Raw genomic sequence first — 20,697 nt, 5'->3', positions numbered from 1 at the left:
AGAACTATGATTAACGTAAATATGTACGAGGTAAATGAGACCTACAACATGATTGAACATGAGAAGCTGGATGTGCGTACCATTACCCTGGGCATCAGCCTTCTGGACTGTGTGGACAGCAATCTTGAGGCTCTTAATGAAAAGATTTATAAGAAAATCACGACTCTGGCAAAGGACCTGGTTTCCACGGGCCAGGATATCGAGGCTGATTTCGGTATTCCCATTGTCAACAAGCGTATCTCCGTCACCCCCATTGCGCTGGTGGGCGGTTCTGCCTGCAAGCGCCCGGAGGATTTCGTCACCATAGCCAAGACCCTTGACCTGGCTGCAAAGGAAGTGGGCGTAAACTTCATCGGCGGCTATTCCGCCCTTGTGAGCAAGGGCATGACCAGGGCTGACAAGAACCTGATTCTCTCCATTCCCCAGGCGCTGTCCCAGACAGAGCGCGTATGCAGTTCCGTCAATGTGGGCTCCACCAAGACAGGCATTGACATGGACGCGGTGGAACTGATGGGAAGAATCGTGACTGAGACAGCCGAAGCCACCAGGGACCATGATTCCCTCGGCTGTGCCAAGCTGGTGGTATTCTGCAATGCCCCTGACGACAACCCGTTTATGGCAGGTGCCTTCCACGGCGTCACGGAGTCCGAAGCCATCATCAATGTTGGCGTAAGCGGTCCGGGCGTTGTGAAGGTTGCCCTGGCAAAGGTGAGGGATGCCAACTTTGAGGTGCTCTGTGAAACCATCAAAAAGACCGCGTTTAAGATTACCCGCGTGGGACAGCTGGTGGCGCAGGAGGCTTCCAAGCGCATGGGCATTCCCTTTGGAATCATTGATTTGTCCCTGGCCCCCACTCCTTCGGTGGGAGACAGTGTTGCTGAGATACTGGAAGAGATAGGACTGGAGCGCGTGGGCGCGCCCGGAACTACGGCAGCCCTTGCCATGCTCAACGACCAGGTGAAGAAGGGCGGCGTCATGGCCTCATCCTATGTGGGCGGTTTAAGCGGCGCATTTATCCCGGTCAGTGAGGACCAGGGAATGATCGACGCGGTCAGCATGGGAGCCCTCACAATTGAGAAGCTGGAAGCCATGACCTGCGTTTGTTCCGTTGGCCTGGATATGATTGCCATACCGGGAGACACCCCCTCCAGCACCATTGCAGGCATCATTGCGGACGAGGCAGCCATCGGAATGGTGAACCAGAAAACGACTGCGGTACGTCTGATTCCCGTGGTGGGAAAGAAAGTGGGGGAGACGGCTGAGTTCGGCGGTTTGCTGGGCTATGCGCCAGTTATGCCTGTAAACACATTCTCCTGCAGGCGGTTTGTTACCAGGGGCGGAAGAATTCCGGCGCCAATCCACAGCTTTAAGAATTAAGGTTATCCGGGCTAAGGCAGACGGATGGAGGTCAGTCAGATGAAGATTTTTTTGATACGCCACGGCAGGCAGTGCAGCAAGCTGTGCAACGTGGATGTGGATTTAAGTGAAGAAGGATACAGGCAGGCGTCTCTCTTAGGAGAGCGCCTGTTTCATGAAAATATACAGGTGGTGTATTCCAGCAATCTGCTGCGGGCCGTGGAAACGGCTCAGGCAGCCAATCTCTACTGGAATGTAGAGCATATCATACGGCCCGAGCTGAGGGAGATATCCTTTGGCCATATGGAAGGCATGGAAGACCGGGACATCGCGGTGAAGTACAGGGATTTCAAGGCGCAGCAGGCCCTTATGGAGGAGGATCTGCCCTATCCGGGCGGGGAATGCGCCGGGGATGTGGTCCGGCGCGCCGAACCTGTGTTCAGGGAGATGACAGAAAGCGGTTATGAGCGCATTGCCGTGGTGACCCACGGAGGCGTTATCCGTTCCGTGACAGCCCATTGCCTGGGAATCCCCATGAACAAATGGAGAATCCTCGGTAAGAACCTGGAAAATTGCAGCATTACGGAGCTTAACTGGGATGGGGCATCCGGCCGTTTTACACTGGAGCGGTTCAACGATTATGCCCATCTGGAGCCCTATCCCGATTTGCTGCGAAAGGGATGGGTCAGTGCTGAAAATTAGGGGTGCACAAGTGCTGTATGGCTTCAGAGCCAAAGCCTGCGAATATGGATGGGAAAGGAATGGTAGTGGGTATGAATAAAGGGATATTGTTTGACGTGGACGGTACGCTGTGGGATTCGGCGGCCCAGGTGGCTGAATCCTGGAATGAGGTGCTGGCCCGTTACCCTCATCTGGGAGTCAGGATCACGGCCCGGGATATGTATGACAATATGGGAAAGACCATGATGGATATTGGAAAGACGCTGTTTCCGGGGCTGTCCCAGGAGGAGTGCAGGAAGGTGATGGAGGAGTGCATGACCTATGAGAACCATTACCTGCTGTCACATCCGGGAGTCCTGTATCCGGAGACCAGGGAGATCATGGCGTGCCTCAGCCGCCAGTATGGCCTGTACATTGTCAGCAACTGCCAGAGCGGATATATTGAGGTGCTGCTGGAGAGCTGCGGCCTCCGGGAATACGTCCGTGATATTGAGTGCTACGGCAATACCGGACTTCCAAAGGGAGATAATATCCGCATGGTGGTGCAGAGAAACCATCTGGAACGCTGCTTTTATGTAGGTGATACCCATATGGATGAGGAAGCGGCCGGCGCGGCCGGGATTCCCTTTGTACACGCGGCATATGGTTTTGGCAGGGCAGAGCGGCCGGTTGGCACCATCGAGTCATTAAGCCAGCTCACCGCCCTTGCAAAGAAACTTCTGGATTAGGAGCTGGACATGAATCAGGAAGAATGTAAAGAAATCAAACAGGCGCTGGATCTGTTTTTAAATGAATCTCTGGAGCGGATTCTCATGAGCAATCCCACGGACAGCGGCAAAATCTCCAGGTCCAGAATCCGGCCTCTGCTCATGAAGGGCAGGCTGGTATTCCAGGCGGAGGAACAGGCGGGAAAGCAGGCATTTCACCGCAATCTGGACCGGGATGAGGCGGCAGATTATGTCACTGGGCTTCTGGACGGATCCTTCCGCCAGGCGGAGATTGCATCCGGTCTTGGAAATGCCCTTATTCTGGTGAGCAGGAAGGGAAAGGTGACTGTGAAGGTGAAGCAGAGTCCGCGGCCGGCCAGGATTTTGCCTGCCGGAAACCCGGTTTCCCGGGAACCGGAACGCGCTGCTTTGCTGTCCCACAACCGGAAGAAGCATTATATCCTGGAGGAGGGAATTCCTGTTCCCTTTCTGGTGGATTTGGGCGTCATGACAAAAGAGGGCAGGGTGGTGAACAGCCGCTATGACAAATACAGGCAGATAAACCGTTTCCTGGAGTTTATAGAAGATATCCTTCCCAACCTGGACCAGGACCGGGAGTCCACCATTATTGATTTTGGATGCGGCAAATCATACCTCACCTTTGCCATGTATTATTATCTGAAGGAACTGAAGGGATATCCGGTGCGGATTGTCGGCCTGGACCTTAAGGAGGATGTCATAGAGCATTGCAGCCGCCTTGGACGCCAGTATGGATATGAGGGACTTTCCTTTTGTCATGGGGACATTGCCTCCTTTGAGGGAGTGGAGAAGGTGGACATGGTGGTTACCCTCCACGCCTGTGACCTGGCCACGGATTATGCCCTGGAAAAGGCGGTAAACTGGGGGGCCAGGGTCATTTTATCGGTTCCCTGCTGCCAGCATGAGCTCAACGGGCAGATGGAAAACAGCCTTCTACGGCCGGTACTCCAATACGGCCTGATAAAAGAGCGCATGGCAGCCCTTTACACAGATGCCATCCGTGCCCAGGTTTTGGAATACAGGGGATACAGAACCCAGATACTGGAATTTATAGATATGGAGCATACGCCAAAGAATATATTGATTCGGGCTGTGCGTCAGGGGAAGAAACGGGACAATGGCCTCCAGATACGGGAGCTGGCTGATTTCCTGCATGTGAAGCCCGCCGTGGTGGAGCTCCTGGCTCCGGAGCTTTGGGAGTCCGGGGGAAAAACTAAAGACAGCTGATATTAGCAGATATATATGAAAATAAAATGACAGGTCCCCATCCGGGCATTGCATCCGGGGGGCCTGTCATTTTGCCTTTTATCTTATAAAATACAGATTGGCTGGTTATATTCATTCCGAACCGGCTGTTCCAGCTTTTTTGAGAGCAGGGTCTGACGGATATGGGAGGCGTAGATGTCCTGTGAAAACATGTCCAGGGCTGTTCCGGTGAGAATGTGGGGGGCGTCGGCAGTCTTGGTAATCAGGGGAATGGCGGTTTTCTGCTTTACCAGGGCCAGCAGTTCCTGAGACTCTTTCCTGAACCCCAGGATTCTGGCGTAGGGGGCACGACCGGCCTCTTTGTAGGACTGTACCCTGGCATCGGTCAGGCCGAGGACCATGTGAAGAAGGGCGCGGCTGAGCCGGGTATAGGTATACTGGCGTGTCTTAAGCTGTTCGATACGGCCTTCCCAGCTGACCTGTTTGAGAAGGCAGTGCTCCAGCCGGCGCGCCATTTCCGCCGACATATCCCCGTATTGCGTATAATCCGTTCCTTCCCGCTTCAGGGACAGGAGGCAGAAGTTCAGTATCTCTGACAAATCGTTGGCCTGCAGGACAGGCTCCCGGCCGTACAGGGGCCGGATTTCCGGAGGAATGTGCGTCATGGCCTCAGGCGTCAGTTTTGCATATGGAAACAGGCCCGCTTCCCCGGATGGCACCCCGGCTTTAAGTGTCCGCCGGATGGCTGAGGCTGAAGCCTGTCCGCCCTCCAGCCCATTGTCGTGGTATCCCTGTCCCCGGCGGCGGATGGTGAACGGAATAAGCGGACTGTTCTGGCGCAGGATGGCCTTGCAGTACTCGATTCCCAGGAGATTGTTGGGGGAGCCCAGGAGTTTGTCCATTTCTTCTCTCTTCAGAGGAAAATCCTTATCTTTGTCCGCCATCTTAAGCAGGGCCTGGCTGCGGGCCTGGGGCCAGCTGAGGCCGCTTCGCAGTCCAATGCTTAGAAGTGAGGAAAAGTCCCCGCCTTCCTGCGCCAGGATACCGGCAGCCGTCCGAATCCTGCGGATATCCCCGTCCTCACTGCCAAAGCACAGGACATCCACTGCCCCCAGTCCTGTGAGCAGGGCCACGCCGCAGGCGGCAAAATCCTCCGCGCTGCTGACCGCAAAGGCGGAGGGAAGCTCCACCACCAGATCCGCGCCGCAGGAAAGGGCCATTCTGGTGCGCAGATATTTGCTGTAGACCGCAGGCTCCCCCCTCTGTACAAAATCGCCGCTCATGGCAGCCACGCACCAGTCTGCGCCGGTCCGTTTTTTTGCTTCTTCTATTTGAAATTTATGTCCGCCGTGAAACGGGTTATATTCGGCAATGATGCCGATTACCTTTGCCGGCTGTTCCAAACTATCTGGCTGTCCCAAGTTCCTTTACTCCTGTCCTGATTCGTTCCCGTTTTATTTTATCATATCCATTATATCCGCAAACATCCATTCCGTCCAGACGGCATTTGTTAATCTTCAGTTTATAAATCTATAATAATTAGAACACAGATTCTCCACAATCGTTTCACAATTCCACCATAAATGGCGGCTATATTAATAATTGTAAAAAGCAAGAGCAATTAAAAAACAGCCCTTACAGTTAAATAAAATAGAGAAATGTATGAAAGGAGACTTTGCTATGTACGAGAATGAAAATAAGAATATGAATGGTTTGGGAAATGAAAATATGGAACACAGGGATGTACCTGAAACAACCGTAAACTGGACGATTCCAGGTGATGAGAGGAACCGGCAGGGACAGAATACGCAAGGACACCGGACAATGGATCCGGAGGCACGCAGCCAGGAGACGCAGGGTCAGTATTCACAGGCCCGGTATTCACAGGCCCAGGAAGGCCAGGGTTCCCGAGAGCAGCATCGAGAGCAGCATACCCAGGGACCAGACGCCGCATTCGGTTCATACGGCAGCCAGACCCGCCGCCAGGACTGCTATGGCGGAAATACTTATCAGGGATATCCGGGAGGTGGTGATAAGCAGCGCAATCACTCCAATAAAGGACGATTTGTTAAAAGAGCGGCAGGAATTACAGCGGCAGCGGTCCTCTTCGGAGCCGTATCAGGCGGGGTCATGACAGGTGTGAATTACCTGGGGAACCGGCTCACAGGCGCATATGGAACCGCGGGCACATTAGCCGGGACGCAGGCTCAGAACCAGATAGCACAGGCGGCACCGGCCAATGCACAGGCGTCTGCAAACCAGGGCGCCACGGCAGTATCCGCTGTTACCGATGTGTCGGGCATTGTGGAAAACGCCATGCCGTCTATTGTGGCCATCAATGATACCATGACCGTGGAGCAGCGCGATTTCTTCGGAATGCCCCAGACCTATACAGCCCAGAGCAGCGGTTCCGGCATCATTGTGAACCAGACTGACACGGAACTTCTCATTGCCACCAATAACCATGTGGTGGACGGAGCTTCCGACTTAAAGGTTACATTTGTTGACAACAAGGATGTGAGCGCAGCGGTAAAGGGAACGGATTCAGCATCTGACCTGGCAATCATCGCAGTGCAGTTAAAGGATATCCCCTCCGATACCATGAGCAAGATTAAGGTGGCCACTCTGGGCAATTCAGATGATATCAAGGTGGGGCAGCAGGTCATTGCCATAGGAAATGCCCTTGGATACGGCCAGTCCGTTACCGTGGGATATGTAAGCGCCCTGGACCGCGAGATTACAGATGAAAAAGGAATTAACAGGACCTTCATCCAGACAGATGCAGCTATCAACCCGGGCAACAGCGGCGGCGCCCTTATTGATTTAAACGGAAATGTCATCGGCATCAACGCCGCCAAGACAGCTTCCACAGAAGTGGAGGGGATGGGCTTTGCCATTCCGATTTCAAAGGCCCAGGATATCTTAAACAGCCTGATGACAAAGAAAACGCGTGTGGCTGTATCCGAGGATGCCCAGGGCTATCTGGGAATACAGGGAACCAACATTGATGCTGCCACATCCCAGATGTACGGCATGCCGGTGGGAATCTATGTCTATAAAATCGTGGAGGGCGGAGCAGCCTCATCCTCTGATTTAAAGGAAAAGGATATTATCACCAAGTTTGACGGCCAGTCCGTTACCAGCATGGAAGAACTGAAGCAGATGCTCACCTACTATGAGGGCGGAGCAGCCGTTACACTCACAGTACAGTCCCTGGTGGACGGGGCATACGTGGAGCACGACGTGCAGGTGACTCTGGGAACCAAGCCGGCCGCCCAGAGCTGATGAACCGGTAACGGATAGTACTGTTTTATGGGTTTGACTGTGCATGAGGCGAATTAAGAAACATTTGCAAAAAAATTACAGATCTTAACTGAAAAATGTGCTATACTAACGTATATAAACTCGCCAAGGAGGTACAGCTTATGAAATTAGTGTATGCAATTGTGAGAAATGATAATGAAGATGATGTTGTAAGCCAGCTGACCCAGCATCATTACAGTGTTACAAGACTTTCCACCACAGGAGGTTTCCTGAAAAAGGGAAATACAACCTTGATGATTGGTGCAGAAGATGATAAGGTACAGGAAGTGATTGATGTGATTAAGCAGGAATGCGGACAGCATCAGAAGTTAACGGTCAACATGCCTTATATATCAGGCACCACCATGGTAAATTACGCAACTATGCCCATGACAGTTGATGTGGGCGGCGCCACTATCTTTGTGATTAACGTGGACCGTTACGAGAAAATTTAATCATCAGATACCTGAATCCGCGGACCGGCAATCATATGGTCCGCGGATTTTTTGTGTTTTCTGTGCTTCACGGCAGGCGGTTTGGCTATCGCCGCCCGCCGCCCCGCCAGAAAAGGTGGAAAATAAACACAGAAAGACCTCAGGTATACGAAAAAGTGCAATATTTGGATAAAATCGGCTTGTATCTCCAATTCTGTCAGTATATAATAAAGACGTATGCTTAAATACACCAAGGAAAGGGGTAAATTATCATGGGATTTATCGATTTAGTTAAAGCTCGTGCCAGGGCTGACAAAAAGACCATAGTACTGCCAGAGTCTATGGACAGGAGAACCTGGGAGGCGGCCGAAACGATATTAAAAGAGGACATCGCCAATCTGATCATCATAGGAACACCGGAGGATATTGCAGACCACAGCAAGGGACTGGATGTATCAGGAGCAACAGTGATCAATCCTCAGACCTATGAGAAGACTCAGGAGTATATTGATTTATTTGTAGAGCTGAGGAAATCAAAGGGAATGACACCGGAAAAGGCAAAGGAAATCATCATGTCCGATTATGCCTACTACGGCTGTCTTATGATTAAAAACGGAGATGCAGACGGACTGGTGTCCGGTGCCTGCCACTCCACGGCCGACACATTAAGGCCATGTCTGCAGATTGTCAAAACAAAACCAGGCACAAAGCTGGTATCTGCATTCTTCCTCATGGTAGTTCCGGACTGCGAATATGGAGCAGAGGGAACCTTTATTTTTGCCGATTCAGGACTGAACCAGAATCCGAATCCGGAAGAGCTGGCAGCAATCGCCAAATCATCTGCTGATTCATTTGAACTGCTGGTACAGAAGGAAGCAAGGGTTGCCATGCTGTCCCATTCTACCAAGGGCTCTGCAAAGCATCCTGACGTGGACAAGGTAGTGGAAGCCACCAGAATCGCAAAGGAGCTTTATCCGGAGCTTAAGCTGGACGGGGAACTCCAGTTAGATGCAGCCCTTGTACCGGAGGTTGCTTCCTCCAAGGCGCCGGGCAGCGAAGTGGCAGGCAAGGCAAATGTACTGATGTTCCCGGATCTGGATGCCGGTAATATCGGATACAAGCTGGTTCAGAGACTGGCCAAGGCAGAGGCTTACGGCCCTGTTACCCAGGGAATCGCAAAGCCGGTTAACGATTTGTCCAGGGGTTGTTGTGCAGATGATATTGTGGGTGTAGTAGCAATTACGGCCGTTCAGGCACAGGCTGAATAAGCCGGAATAAAGGAGGAGATATCAATGAATATTTTAGTTATTAACTGCGGGAGCTCATCATTAAAGTACCAGCTGATTAATTCAGCATCAGAGGCTGTACTTGCAAAGGGACTTTGCGAAAGAATCGGTATTGAGGGAAGCCAGATTACCTATCAGCCGGCAGGAGGAGAGAAGGAAGTAACGGTTTCTCCTATGCCTACCCATACCCAGGCCATTCAGATGGTATTAGATGCCCTGACCAATGATAAGACAGGCGTGATTAAGAGCCTGGATGAAGTAGGGGCAGTGGGACACAGAATCGTTCATGGAGGAGAGGCATTTACCGCATCTACCCTGATTACGGAAGAGGCCGTTAAAGCAATTGAAGAGTGCAGCGATTTGGCGCCTCTGCACAATCCTGCAAACCTGATCGGCATCCGTGCCTGCCAGGAACTGATGCCCAACACACCAATGGTAGGTGTATTTGATACAGCGTTCCACCAGACCATGCCGGAGAAGGCATACCTGTACGGACTTCCTTACGAGTATTATGAGAAATACAAGGTTAGAAGATACGGCTTCCACGGGACAAGCCACAGCTATGTATCAAAGAGAACAGCAGAAGTTCTTGGACGTCCTTATGACTCCCTTAAAACAGTGGTTTGCCACCTGGGCAACGGCTCCAGCATCTCAGCTGTCCTCAACGGAAAATCCGTGGACACCAGCATGGGACTGACTCCATTGGAGGGACTTGTGATGGGAACCAGAAGCGGCGATGTGGATCCCGGCGCCCTGCAGTTCATCATGCACAAAGAGAATATGGATATTGACCAGATGTTAAACGTGCTGAACAAGAAGTCCGGCGTATACGGTATGTCCGGTGTTTCCAGCGACTTCCGCGATGTGGAGAACGCTGCAAATGACGGCAATAAGAAGGCAGAGGTTGCTCTGGAATCATTTGCTTACCGGGTAGCTAAATACGTGGGAGCATACGCAGCTGCAATGAGCGGTGTGGACGCCATTGCGTTCACCGCAGGCGTGGGTGAGAATGACAAGATTACCAGAAAGAAAGTGTGCGAGTATCTGGGATTCCTGGGAATTGAAATTGACGACGAGGCCAATTCCAAGAGGGGACAGGAAATCGTAATTTCTACTCCTGATTCCAAGGTAAGCGTACTGGTTATTCCTACCAACGAGGAGCTGGCAATTGCCAGAGAAACACTTGCGTTAGTGAAATAAGTATAACGGAGTGGTAAAAAGCTGGCGTACATGTGATTTTAATACATGTACGCCGGCTTTTGTCCTGGTTTCCGGGATGGCGGTCAATGGCCTGGGACAGGACATCGGATAATATAAATAACAAAATCCGGCAATACTCTCCAGGTACACACCGGTATGCAAAACAGTACACAACTTCTGGAAAAAAAACGGAAATATAGTTGACAAAATGTGCAATGGTATGTATAATGCAAGAGATGCGTATTAGGAGGTTAATATGCTAATTAACTTATCTGAGCTGTTTCCCGTTGAGGGAAAGTCCAAAACATATACGCCTGAGCTTGAGATGACCCAGTTCAGGCTGGCCGACACTGTATACGACATTGCCGAAAAGGGACCGTTGTCATTGGTGATAACAAATCGGGGAAATAAGAAGCTGGCTTTAGCGGGAACCATTGATTTGGTTTTGATTATGCCATGTGCCAGATGCCTTGACCCGGTGAGAGTTCCTTTCCATCTGGAAATTGACCAGGAACTGGACATGAACCAGAGTGATGAAGAACGAGTGGAAGACCTGGACGAGCAGCCCTACGTAAATGGTTATAAACTGGATATCGACCAGCTGGTTGGTAATGAGTTAACCTTGAACCTGCCTATGGCGGTTCTCTGCAGCGATGACTGTAAGGGAATCTGTGATAGATGTGGCACAAATCTCAACCATGAGACTTGTGACTGCGATAATAGGCCACTTGACCCAAGGATGTCAGTTATCCAGGATATTTTTAAACAGTCGAAGGAGGTGTAAACCATGTCTATCTGTCCAAAGAATAAATCTTCTAAAGCTAGAAGAGACAGCCGTAGAGCAAACTGGAAGATGAGCGCTCCAAATTTGGTAAAGTGCAGCAAGTGCGGTGCCCTGATGATGCCTCATAGAGTTTGCAAGGCTTGCGGTTCTTACAACAAGAGAGAAATCGTCAGTGTTGAAGATTAATTTTCAACAAGTCAAACATTTGTGAAGAGTTGGTAAATACGCGGTCTTTTGAGTATTCTCAAAAGACCGCATATTTTTTTGGACTCATGGTACAATGAGCAGGCGCATGGAGGTTAAAGGCAAAACAGTGAGAATGAGTGTCATATCATACAAGAAAATTTTTCGTAGGTATGATATAATATGTTTGTTGCAGAAAAAAGCAGCGCTTGATAAAACTAATCCGATTAGTTACTATGTATTTAACAGATGATGAAAGGAAAGGTTATGGCGCGGGCAGGACTTGATAAAAATGTTGTAGTAGAGAAGGCTGCACAGTTAGCAAACAAAATGGGAATTGACCAGATTCAGTTGAAAACGCTGGCGGAAAGTCTGAGTATACAGCCGCCGTCCCTTTACAACCATATCAGGGGGTTAGATGATTTACGTCGTGAACTGATGATTTATGGCTGGAAACAGGTGGAAGAACGTATGCTGGAAGCGGCAGCAGGTGCTGACGGGTATGCTGCGTGGGAAGCGGTCTGCCGGGCATTCTATCAGTATGCGACCGAAAACCCCGGTGTGTTCAGCGCAATGCTCTGGTATAATAAATACCAGGATAAAGAGACGCAGGGCGTCACGGAAAAGCTGTTTTCCATTTGCTTTGCAATCACATCATCCCTGAACATTTCTGAGGAAAACTGCAATCATCTAATCCGTACCTTTCGGGCATTTTTGGAAGGCTTTTGTCTGCTGGTCAACAACAATGCCTTTGGCCATTCTCTGTCAGTGGAGGAAAGCTTTGACTTGTCCCTGAAGGTGATGATTGGCGGCATGAAGGAGTTGGAGGGAAAATAAGTGATACAGACATTATAAAGAGATGGTTCTGACCAAAGACTTTATTACCGGTCTGTTGGAGGACAGTATCCAGTTTGTACCCGTTTCTGTACCAAAAGCGGAGAGTGCACAGCTGGCATTTTTTCCCAGGTCCGGTGATAAAACGCTTTCAAAAATATGATATAGGGATTATTCAATTATATACATAAAAGGAGAACAAATCATGGCAGATGCATTAGAATTACATGAAGGTGAAGTAGTTGAAAAGGAGTTTAAATCTGATTACTGGGAGAAAACTCTTTGTTTTTATAGCCAGAAACGTGGTAAATACTGGCTTACAAATCAAAGAATCGTATTCAGGGGCGGTTTTGCCACCATATTGGAAATCCCCTATGCTGATATTGAGTCGGTACAGTTATGTAATGTGGGCGGTCTTGTTCAGATTATTCCCACCGGAATCAAGGTGACTCTTAAGTCTGGAAAGAACTATAAGCTGTCTGTGACAAAGCGTAAGGAAATTCTTGCATTCATTCAGGAGAAAATATAATAGTGTTATAATTGATAGGGAGTGTTGCATTTGATAAAGCAATACTCCCTTTTTGTTTAGTGGCTTTAACGGATGGAAATACGTCTGTTATTTGAAGCGCCTCCATGATGTTATTGTACGTGAAATGTAAAGTAAAATTAAAAGAAGAGGCCGTTCGGATGTGATAAAATGATATTATCACATCATGCTTTTATATCGTGTTTTCATATCGTGTTTGGGAGGAAAAAATGAAAAATATACGGGCCGTTATTATAGTATTGGCATTGCTGTCAACAGGCGGCTGCTCAGCCAATGTGGCGCAGACATCGGATGAGCCATGGGAAGAATCAGGAGCCGGGCTGGGACCGGAAAATTCATATGTTATTTCCATTGACACGGATTCTGTGGTTATACCGCAGACTGTTTCTGCAGAACCGGCGATTGATTTATCTGATTACAAGAATATCGTAAATCATTCATCAGATATCATATATGGTGAAGTGGAGTCGGTTGAGAACTTTAACGCTGATGGAGGCACCGCATGGGTGAAAGAGCGGGTTCGTGTTCTGGAGACATACAAAGGCCGGCTTTTACCGGGAGCAGAAATTACAGTTATCCAGCAAACAGGCTATATTTCTGTCAATGATTATATCAATTCTTACGCAAAGACAGACAGGGAGACAGTGCGCAATATGATGCTGCAGAACATACCGGTTGAAGATGCAGGTAATATGGTTTTGGATCAGACCCAAGGAGTACCGCTTGATCAAGCAGGTGACAAGATTGTTTTCTGCCTCTGGGTGTCGCCGCAGTCTGACGGCGAAAAGACGTATTATGAGCCCGTCGGAGATTGGGCCGGAAAGCAGGTGGACATGGGAAATGATACATTTGCCCAGTTTTATCCTTCTGTTGACAGTGATGCGGGACGAGCTGCCGGCGAAAATTATGAAACCAGAAGTATAGATGAAATGAAGGAGTTATTTGAAACAGAGCAGATAAGGAGTCTTTTCAGATGAAAGAAATTATTGACTTTATGGAAGAGAATGTGGATGGCAGAACGCTGTTTACAAAGGAGTTGGTTTACGAATTGGAAAATGGCGCGTTGCAGGGCGTATACTCTGACCAGATATCCTTTTCTAATCTGAAATACTCCCAAAGCGGATTTCAGATAGATATGTTTATTGTATCCAACGAGAAAATATGGCTGATTGATAAGGAAGGACAGCGGGATAAACTAAGAAAGGATTTCAGCTCGGTATCCATGTTTCGCTTTGAACTGGCCATGCGGAAAAGTACGAACGCTGTAACAGGCTGTTTTCGTTTTATTTCCGCTTCCGGGAAAAATGTGCCGGCAGAAGCTGTCGTAAGTGGAATTTATGATGTGCGTCTTGAAAACAGTGTGCTGAAATTATCGGAATCCCAGGTCTTGTACCGGGATCAGCCGATACAGGACGGGCGTTATAAGCCGGTTGCTTTTCAAGCGGAACATCGTTTTTACTGCGAGGACGGAAAACTGCATTATGAATACGATGGACGGTGTTTTGACGTGGATGCCAATCAAGAAAGTAAGCAAATCAAGAAAATTAGCGCCTTATCGGTAAATGACGGACTTGGCGGATGCTTGACACCCCCACACCCCCAAGCGGGAAAGCCGAATGAAAGGAGAAGATTATGATTAAAAAAATAATACTGGTATTAAGTGCAGTGTTTATAATTTCAACATTTGTCGGAGCCGGCTATATTTTCTTACATAGGGGCAGGGTTAATCTGTCTTCTGCCGGAGCAGAAGCCCAAAAAGAAAGCGGAGAAGCGGACCGTCCTTCACAGGCACTGTCTTTAACAGAGAAAAGTACAGAAGACAGTACAGAGGATAGTGCAGCGAACAGTGCAGAGGATAGTGCAATAAACAAAGCAGAGAACCGTGCAGAGGACGGAGCAAAAAACAATACAGAGAACGGAGCAGGTAAGGATGTAGAGGGAGATTACGATACAGTGCTTCTGGACGAAGCCAGAAAACTGTGCAGAACCTACTTTAAATCAGGAGACTTTTCCTATCAGATCGTAATCACGCCCGGAGGGCGCAGGAACAGAAATCAGCTGAATGTAGATGTAGTAAAGAAAGATGGGTTAGGCTACACCGTTCTTAACCGGCTTTCCATGTACTATGATCCGGAGTATCCGTTCCGGATGCAGAGCAGTATGGATCAGGCCGCCTATCAGGCGGATGGAACTATCAAGGAATACCAGATTGTTCCATCTGAGAATGGCTTTATAGGGCTTTACGGACAGCTGGAGGCGCAGGGAAGCTATTTTCCTCTGGATGATTTATTTATGCCGGAATTTTTCTCCAGACCTCTCAACGAGACAGATCTTATTGGCATGACTGTGGCTGATATGAAAATCCTGAGAAACCAGTATTACGCTGTTCATGGAAGGATATTTGAAAAGCAGGAGCTGAGAGATTATTTTCAGGAAAAAACATGGTATCTGGGAGATAAAACAGAGGATGAATTTGACGAGACCGTGTTTGGCGGTCTGGAAAAAAGAAATATTGCATTTTTAAAGAAAGCAGAAGCTGAATTTGACGAAGAAAAGAGCAAAGAGGTGAAAAAAATTTATGACGGGCTTTTAATGGCTCCCTATGCGTCTCTTCTTACTGCCCATACGGAAATGGGAGTAAGCCTGTATTCTGATATTCAGCACAGGGCAGATAAAGGGATATATTATGAAGCAGAAGGCACGATTTACACACCGGTCATTCTTTCACCCAAGCAGTATGAAGCGGTCATGAAAGAGGGTAAAGAAGAACGGATTTGTGTGAATGAGCTGACGAAAGAGACGGCTGCTGTAAGAAGGACGGACAATTCCGATTATGGCGACTGCATGCTTTTTTATGATTCTGGTACAGAATCAGGAAAAACATCGGGAGAGGATACGCCCCATTACTATTTTCTGTCCTATGAGCCTTATTCAGGAAATTATACGTTGTGGGCGAATAGCGACGATACGTTGTTTAAAAATATTTATAAAGGTACGGTCTATGTGCTCAAGGGAGCGGAACATGAGTGGTATCAATATTTTAGTATCCCGGATAAAGCGTATTTGGAAAGCGGCGAAAGAGTGATGCAGTTCGACGATATAACCAATCAAGGAGCAGCTGGTTATGGCGGAGGCCAGCCGGTGTTCGATGAAAAGGGATATTTAAAGGCGATTTATTATTATGGAGACTGATTCTGCCCTTGAAAAGGGAATCGGAATGGGAAAACCAGCCATAGGGGTGTGAGTGTATGGATGAGAGACTATCAATGACGAAGTCTGGATAACCGGAAGCGTAGACAATCTCCTATTAAAAAAAGAATGAAACTCCGCAAAAAATATCATGAATGGGGAAGTCCCTTTTGATATGATGTAATCTGGAAGGTGTCAGAATTCCGGCATGATAAGATAAAAGAGAAATGGACGAAACAATGAGGCCAGGGCAGAGCGTTTGGAGCCCTGGGCATATAATCATATGAACACTTGATAAGGTATACTATAACGTAAATCGAGAGAGGTAAAAATGGCAGATATTCTTGTATATGGGCTGACCCAGAACAATCTGAAGCACGTCACATTCCGTATTCCAAAGGAAAAAATTACGGTGTTTACCGGCGTGTCCGGTTCCGGCAAGTCCAGCATTGTTTTTGATACTATCGCCGCTGAGTCACAGCGGCAGATGAACGCCGCCTACCCGGCTTTCGTGCGCTCCAGACTGCCGAAATATCCGAAGCCGGCAGCGGAGCGCATAGACAACCTGACGGCCTCAGTGGTGGTGGACCAGTCTCCCCTGGGCGGGAATGCCCGCTCCACGGTGGGAACTATAAGCGGCCTGTACGCCAGCCTCCGTCTGCTGTTTTCACGCATCGGGAAGCCCTATGCGGGTACGGCCTCTTACTTCTCCTTCAATGATCCCAACGGGATGTGCAGGACCTGCTCCGGCCTGGGAAAGATTACAAAGGTCGATGTGGAAGCTGTTCTGGATATGGATAAATCATGGAATGAGGGCTGTGTCAAGGACTCCCTTTACCGCCCCGGATCCTGGTACTGGAAACAGTACGCCCAGTCCGGTCTTTTCGATTTAGACAAGCCGATCAGAGCGTATTCCGGTGAAGAATACAACCTGCTCTTATATGGCTCCCGCGACGGCAAAGGCGAACCGGAAAACCCAAAGGTGACCGGGCTGTACCACAAGTACACAAAGACGCTTCTCAACCGGGATATCAGTAATAAGAGCAGGCACACCCGGGAGAAATCCCAATCCCTGATTGCTGAGATGGAGTGTACCGACTGCCATGGGAAGCGGCTGAATGGGGCGGCTTTGAGCTGCAAAATAAAGGGGTACCATATCGCTGATTTATGCTGCATGGAGCTGACCGGACTTCGGGAAGTTCTGGCTGGGATTACCGACCAAAGGGTGGACGTCCTGGTGCAGACCATCATCGAAGGTCTGGACAGGCTGATTGAAATAGGCCTTCCCTACCTTCACTTGAACCGTGAAACGCCCTCCCTTTCCGGCGGCGAAGCCCAGCGCCTGAAGCTGGTCCGGTACATGGGCAGCAGCCTGACCGGCCTGACCTATATCTTTGATGAACCAAGTGCCGGAATGCATCCCAGGGACGTTTACCGGATGAACAATTTGCTGCGGCAGCTCCGGGACAAAGGCAACACGGTTCTGGTGGTGGAGCATGACAAGGATGTGATTTCCATTGCCGACCATGTGATTGACGTGGGACCGGGGGCCGGACAAAACGGAGGAGAAATTGTATTTGCGGGCAGCTATCCGGAGCTGCTTCTGGCCGATACCCTGACAGGAAAGGCAATGAGGCAGGTACTGCCCATCAAGGAGACGCCGCGGCAGGCTGCGGGAAGCCTGCCGGTCAGGGGAGCCTGTCTCCACAACCTTAAGCATGTGGATGTGGATATCCCCTTGGGTATTATGACCGTGGTGACCGGCGTGGCCGGTTCGGGCAAGAGTACCCTGATCTCCCGGGTATTTGCAAAACTCTATGAGAGCAATATCGTAATGGTGGACCAGGGACCCATCACAGCCACCAACCGTTCCACACCGGCCTCTTACCTGGGCTTTTTCGATGAAATACGAAGGCTTCTAGCAGGAGAGAGCGGCAGACCGGACAGTCTGTTCAGCTTTAACTCCGCCGGGGCCTGCCCGGTATGCGGCGGTAAGGGCGTCATTGTCACCGAACTGGCCTTCATGGATCCTATAGTGACTGAATGCGAGGCCTGCGGCGGTGTGCGGTATAATGAGGAAGCGCTTGCCTGCACCTACAAGGGAAAGAATATTGTGGAGCTGCTGGGCCTGACTGCGTCCCAGGCCCTTCAGGTGTTTGAGGACGCCAAGATCCGCAGGCGCCTTAAGGTGATGGAGCAGGTGGGATTAAGCTATCTGACCCTTGGACAGCCCCTCAGCACCCTGTCCGGAGGGGAGCGCCAGCGAATCAAGCTGGCGAAGAACCTGGGCAGAAAGGGGAGTATTATTGTGATGGATGAGCCCACCACCGGACTGCATATGTCCGACATTGAAAATCTGCTCAAGCTGTTTGACTTAATCGTGTCCCGCGGCAATACGCTGGTGGTGATTGAGCATAACCTGGATGTGATGAAGCAGGCGGACTGGCTCATTGATATTGGGCCGGACGGTGGGAAGAACGGCGGCCAGGTGGTATTTACCGGCACACCTATGGAAATGCTGCGCTGCGCCAAAACATTGACAGCGGACAGCCTGAGGGCTTCCCTGGGCTAAGGCGCGAGTTACATTACGGGGCCAGCAGCACACGCATGCTGGCCGTGCAGGACATCATAATTCTTTAGGCATGTAATGAATTTATTTCAGTTCATTCAGTTGCCCAGCCTGTATTGCATGGAGGTTTTGCGCAATCCGATTCTCCGGCCAGTCCCACCACTTCAGTTCTGACAGGGCGGCTATGGTTTCCTCCGGATACCGCTTTTTAATCGGTTTTGCGGGAATGCCGCCGGCAACCGTATATGGAGGGACATCCTTTGTCACCACGGCCCGGGCCCCGATTATGGCTCCGTCCCCAATCGTAACCCCTGCCATAATGACTGCCTCATATCCTATCCATACATCATTTCCCAGGACAATATCTCCTTTGTTGTCCCAGGATTCGGCCACATTCCTCTTTTCCAGTCCCCATTCCTCAAAGAAAAGGGGAAAGGGGTAGGTTGAGAGAGAAGAGAGGGTGTGGTTTGCGCTGTTGAAGAGAAACTTTGCGCCGCAGGCTATGGAACAAAATTTTCCTATGATCAGGCGGTCGCGGTTTATGGGATAATGGTATAAAACATTGTTTTTCTCAAATCCAACCGGGTCATTGACAAAATCATTGTACATCGTATAATCTCCAACAGTAATAGCCGGATCTGTAATTACGTTTTTTAAATACACAGTCTGTTTATCCCCGGTTCTGGGATATAATTTTTTTGTATCTGCCATTTTATAACTCCTCCTCTGAATTTAATCCATAATAGTATTCTAACAATTCCCGGGAGTAATCCACGATTCTGCCGGATGGCAGGATCAGTACCCGGTTAATGCCGAGCTGCTCTACAAACCAGGGGTTATGGCTGACAGCCATAATCGTGCCCTCAAAAAGATGGAAGTTGCCTCCGATGATGCTCTGCGTTTCAGGATCCAGGTGGTTTGTAGGCTCATCGAGTACTAAGAAGTTCGCCCGTTGAAGCAGAACCTTGCAAAGCGCAATGCGGGCCTTTTCACCGGGGGACAGGACCTCTGCTTTTTTATGGATATCGTCTGCATAAAAGAGAAAATTGCTTAAAACAGAGCGAAGCTGCTTTACCGAATATCCATCCGTCCAGGCATTTTCCAGTACTGTTTTCTGCAGATCAAGCTGTTCCAGCTCCTGGGCATAGTAAGCCACATCGGTTTTGGGATGAAAATGGATATTTCCCGCATCGGGAGAAAGGATTCCCATGATCAGTTTAAGCAGCGTAGACTTTCCGACACCATTTTCCCCAACAACTAAAAACCGTTCTTTTCCATTTATTTGAAAGGATAAATCGCGGTATAGGGGCGGCTGGTTTGGATAGTGAAAGGACAGGTGTTCTGCTTCCAGCAAAATAGCGGCACACTCACGCAAGGGGTGGATGTCCATTTTTATACGTTTGTAGATCCGGTCGCGGGTCTGCTTCGCCCTTCGCTTTTTCTCCAGGCGAAGGGCGCGTTCCTGTCCCATACGCTTGAGCGCATGGTTGGTCCGGCTTGCCTGGTTTGCCCTGCGGACAAATTCCTCCAGTTCCCGGACCTCCTTTTCCTCCTGCACAATGGCCTGTTCCCGCAAACGCTGTTCCTGTGCATACTTCTGTTTGTAGGTATCATAGCTGCCGTCATAGACGGAAATTTTGTGTGTGGCTTTGTTAATAAACAGGATTTTATTGATAATCTGGTTTAGAAAGCTGATATCATGGCTGATAATCAGCACCGTGCCTTTGTAATTTTTCAGAAATCCGGTTACGAATTCTTTGGCTGCCGCATCTAAATGATTTGTCGGTTCATCTAAAAGCAGAATGTCGGATTTTGCATACAGAACACGGGCAAAGGCTATCTGCGATTTCTGCCCGCCGGACAGATTGCCAAGGGGCATGCCCAGTAAGTCAATATCAATTTGCATACGGTCAATGATATGAAGAAGAATGCTGTCTGCCTCGTAATAATCTAACGATTCCAAGCGGGACTGAAGCTTCTCCATCTGCTTAAACAGTTGGGCGTGCTCCGATGAATCGGCGCTTTCCAACTGTTGGTAAATCTGGTTCAGTTCGTTTTCCAGTTTTTGAATCGGCCGTCCGCTCTGCAGGTATTCAAGCACGGTGCAGGATTCGTCCTCAAGGATGATTTCCTGCGGAAGATATCCGATTCGTAAATGGCCGGTGGATACGGTGCCGCTGTCTAATTCCTGTTCATGCATCAAAACATGGAACAGGGTTGTTTTTCCTGCGCCGTTTACTCCCACAATGCCCGCTTTGTCGTGAGCGTCTATATGAAAATCCGCATCTTCATAGATGACTTCCAATCCAAAGGAGAGATTCATGTTTGTTCCTTTCATGACTGTATCAGCCTCCTTGCTTTTTTGTATAATTTGTATAG

At 49.3% G+C, this 20,697-nt stretch carries 18 protein-coding genes and 1 pseudogene; 16 read left to right on the top strand and 3 right to left on the bottom strand.

The features are described from left to right. Positions 1 to 6: 6 nt before the first annotated feature. The 4 genes from LI015_RS19800 (at position 7) to LI015_RS19785 (ending at position 4,010) form a co-directional block, all read left to right on the top strand. Positions 7 to 1,377 (top strand): PFL family protein, encoded by a 1,371-nt coding sequence (locus LI015_RS19800; RefSeq protein WP_002564334.1) that lies wholly within the window; start codon positions 7 to 9, stop codon positions 1,375 to 1,377. Between the two features lie 39 nt (positions 1,378 to 1,416). Then, on the top strand, positions 1,417 to 2,058 hold the full coding sequence (locus LI015_RS19795; RefSeq protein ID WP_002564333.1) for a histidine phosphatase family protein: 642 nt from the start codon (positions 1,417 to 1,419) through the stop codon (positions 2,056 to 2,058). A gap of 71 nt (positions 2,059 to 2,129) precedes the next feature. Then, positions 2,130 to 2,765 carry an HAD family hydrolase gene (locus LI015_RS19790; RefSeq protein WP_002564332.1) on the top strand — a complete coding sequence of 212 codons (636 nt, stop codon included), beginning with the start codon at positions 2,130 to 2,132 and terminating at the stop codon, positions 2,763 to 2,765. A gap of 9 nt (positions 2,766 to 2,774) precedes the next feature. Beyond that, positions 2,775 to 4,010: a class I SAM-dependent methyltransferase gene (locus LI015_RS19785; protein ID WP_119205492.1), complete on the top strand. Its 1,236-nt coding sequence runs from the start codon at positions 2,775 to 2,777 to the stop codon at positions 4,008 to 4,010. Between the two features lie 83 nt (positions 4,011 to 4,093). Here the strand turns inward: LI015_RS19785 and LI015_RS19780 are convergent, their stop codons facing one another. Beyond that, entirely contained in the window at positions 4,094 to 5,410 is a 1,317-nt protein-coding gene (locus tag LI015_RS19780; RefSeq protein ID WP_227126153.1) for a tRNA(Met) cytidine acetate ligase, read from the bottom strand. Between the two features lie 259 nt (positions 5,411 to 5,669). Here LI015_RS19780 and LI015_RS19775 point away from each other — a divergent pair, with 259 nt between their 5' ends. From LI015_RS19775 to LI015_RS19720, 12 genes and pseudogenes are all read left to right on the top strand, one after another. Further along, positions 5,670 to 7,274: a S1C family serine protease gene (locus tag LI015_RS19775; protein WP_227126146.1), complete on the top strand. Its 1,605-nt coding sequence runs from the start codon at positions 5,670 to 5,672 to the stop codon at positions 7,272 to 7,274. Positions 7,275 to 7,414: 140 nt separating this feature from the next. Next, positions 7,415 to 7,747, top strand: coding sequence for a cyclic-di-AMP receptor (locus tag LI015_RS19770; RefSeq protein ID WP_002564328.1), 333 nt, complete (start codon positions 7,415 to 7,417; stop codon positions 7,745 to 7,747). A 251-nt stretch (positions 7,748 to 7,998) separates the two neighbouring features. Then, positions 7,999 to 8,994 (top strand): phosphate acetyltransferase, encoded by a 996-nt coding sequence (pta, locus tag LI015_RS19765; RefSeq protein ID WP_002564327.1) that lies wholly within the window; start codon positions 7,999 to 8,001, stop codon positions 8,992 to 8,994. Positions 8,995 to 9,018: 24 nt separating this feature from the next. Further along, positions 9,019 to 10,212: an acetate kinase gene (locus LI015_RS19760; protein ID WP_002564326.1), complete on the top strand. Its 1,194-nt coding sequence runs from the start codon at positions 9,019 to 9,021 to the stop codon at positions 10,210 to 10,212. 256 nt (positions 10,213 to 10,468) lie between these two features. Then, complete coding sequence (locus LI015_RS19755) at positions 10,469 to 10,996, top strand: YceD family protein (protein WP_002564325.1); 528 nt, start codon at positions 10,469 to 10,471, stop codon at positions 10,994 to 10,996. Between the two features lie 3 nt (positions 10,997 to 10,999). Next, positions 11,000 to 11,182, top strand: a complete 183-nt coding sequence (rpmF, locus tag LI015_RS19750; protein ID WP_002564324.1) for a 50S ribosomal protein L32 — start codon at positions 11,000 to 11,002, stop codon at positions 11,180 to 11,182. A gap of 264 nt (positions 11,183 to 11,446) precedes the next feature. Next, positions 11,447 to 12,016, top strand: a complete 570-nt coding sequence (locus LI015_RS19745; protein WP_118019577.1) for a TetR/AcrR family transcriptional regulator — start codon at positions 11,447 to 11,449, stop codon at positions 12,014 to 12,016. 202 nt (positions 12,017 to 12,218) lie between these two features. Beyond that, positions 12,219 to 12,542: a PH domain-containing protein gene (locus LI015_RS19740; protein WP_227126139.1), complete on the top strand. Its 324-nt coding sequence runs from the start codon at positions 12,219 to 12,221 to the stop codon at positions 12,540 to 12,542. Positions 12,543 to 12,769: 227 nt separating this feature from the next. After that, positions 12,770 to 13,537: a hypothetical protein gene (locus LI015_RS19735; RefSeq protein WP_227126137.1), complete on the top strand. Its 768-nt coding sequence runs from the start codon at positions 12,770 to 12,772 to the stop codon at positions 13,535 to 13,537. After that, a pseudogene (locus tag LI015_RS19730) lies at positions 13,534 to 14,076 on the top strand (hypothetical protein); the annotation flags it as partial. The gene LI015_RS19735 and the pseudogene LI015_RS19730, both read left to right, overlap by 4 nt. A 116-nt stretch (positions 14,077 to 14,192) precedes the next feature. Further along, complete coding sequence (locus tag LI015_RS19725) at positions 14,193 to 15,752, top strand: YARHG domain-containing protein (protein WP_227126133.1); 1,560 nt, start codon at positions 14,193 to 14,195, stop codon at positions 15,750 to 15,752. A gap of 328 nt (positions 15,753 to 16,080) precedes the next feature. Then, positions 16,081 to 18,321 (top strand): ATP-binding cassette domain-containing protein, encoded by a 2,241-nt coding sequence (locus LI015_RS19720; protein WP_117627054.1) that lies wholly within the window; start codon positions 16,081 to 16,083, stop codon positions 18,319 to 18,321. Between the two features lie 81 nt (positions 18,322 to 18,402). Here the strand turns inward: LI015_RS19720 and LI015_RS19715 are convergent, their stop codons facing one another. Both LI015_RS19715 and abc-f read right to left on the bottom strand, forming a co-directional pair. Further along, on the bottom strand, positions 18,403 to 19,029 hold the full coding sequence (locus LI015_RS19715; RefSeq protein ID WP_002564317.1) for a CatB-related O-acetyltransferase: 627 nt from the start codon (positions 19,027 to 19,029) through the stop codon (positions 18,403 to 18,405). 1 nt (position 19,030) lies between these two features. Then, positions 19,031 to 20,656: a ribosomal protection-like ABC-F family protein gene (gene abc-f / locus LI015_RS19710; protein WP_227126131.1), complete on the bottom strand. Its 1,626-nt coding sequence runs from the start codon at positions 20,654 to 20,656 to the stop codon at positions 19,031 to 19,033. Between the last annotated feature and the right edge of the window lie 41 nt (positions 20,657 to 20,697).

The sequence above is a fragment of the Enterocloster sp. 210928-DFI.2.20 genome, from assembly GCF_020554465.1.
Taxonomy (GTDB): Bacteria; Bacillota; Clostridia; order Lachnospirales; family Lachnospiraceae; genus Enterocloster; species Enterocloster bolteae.
This window is presented reverse-complemented; position numbering and strand designations above follow the sequence as displayed.

What these genes read in the sequence shown, in the direction of transcription:
- LI015_RS19795 (WP_002564333.1), top strand. Translation starts at nt 1,417, where the DNA reads ATGAAGATTTTTTTGATACGCCACGGCAGGCAGTGCAGCAAGCTGTGC.
- LI015_RS19740 (WP_227126139.1), top strand. Translation starts at nt 12,219, where the DNA reads ATGGCAGATGCATTAGAATTACATGAAGGTGAAGTAGTTGAAAAGGAG.
- LI015_RS19800 (WP_002564334.1), top strand. Translation starts at nt 7, where the DNA reads ATGATTAACGTAAATATGTACGAGGTAAATGAGACCTACAACATGATT.
- rpmF (WP_002564324.1), top strand. Translation starts at nt 11,000, where the DNA reads ATGTCTATCTGTCCAAAGAATAAATCTTCTAAAGCTAGAAGAGACAGC.
- LI015_RS19785 (WP_119205492.1), top strand. Translation starts at nt 2,775, where the DNA reads ATGAATCAGGAAGAATGTAAAGAAATCAAACAGGCGCTGGATCTGTTT.
- LI015_RS19790 (WP_002564332.1), top strand. Translation starts at nt 2,130, where the DNA reads ATGAATAAAGGGATATTGTTTGACGTGGACGGTACGCTGTGGGATTCG.
- LI015_RS19760 (WP_002564326.1), top strand. Translation starts at nt 9,019, where the DNA reads ATGAATATTTTAGTTATTAACTGCGGGAGCTCATCATTAAAGTACCAG.
- abc-f (WP_227126131.1), bottom strand. Translation starts at nt 20,656, where the DNA reads ATGAAAGGAACAAACATGAATCTCTCCTTTGGATTGGAAGTCATCTAT.
- LI015_RS19775 (WP_227126146.1), top strand. Translation starts at nt 5,670, where the DNA reads ATGTACGAGAATGAAAATAAGAATATGAATGGTTTGGGAAATGAAAAT.
- LI015_RS19715 (WP_002564317.1), bottom strand. Translation starts at nt 19,029, where the DNA reads ATGGCAGATACAAAAAAATTATATCCCAGAACCGGGGATAAACAGACT.
- LI015_RS19770 (WP_002564328.1), top strand. Translation starts at nt 7,415, where the DNA reads ATGAAATTAGTGTATGCAATTGTGAGAAATGATAATGAAGATGATGTT.
- LI015_RS19725 (WP_227126133.1), top strand. Translation starts at nt 14,193, where the DNA reads ATGATTAAAAAAATAATACTGGTATTAAGTGCAGTGTTTATAATTTCA.
- pta (WP_002564327.1), top strand. Translation starts at nt 7,999, where the DNA reads ATGGGATTTATCGATTTAGTTAAAGCTCGTGCCAGGGCTGACAAAAAG.
- LI015_RS19755 (WP_002564325.1), top strand. Translation starts at nt 10,469, where the DNA reads ATGCTAATTAACTTATCTGAGCTGTTTCCCGTTGAGGGAAAGTCCAAA.
- LI015_RS19720 (WP_117627054.1), top strand. Translation starts at nt 16,081, where the DNA reads ATGGCAGATATTCTTGTATATGGGCTGACCCAGAACAATCTGAAGCAC.
- LI015_RS19745 (WP_118019577.1), top strand. Translation starts at nt 11,447, where the DNA reads ATGGCGCGGGCAGGACTTGATAAAAATGTTGTAGTAGAGAAGGCTGCA.
- LI015_RS19735 (WP_227126137.1), top strand. Translation starts at nt 12,770, where the DNA reads ATGAAAAATATACGGGCCGTTATTATAGTATTGGCATTGCTGTCAACA.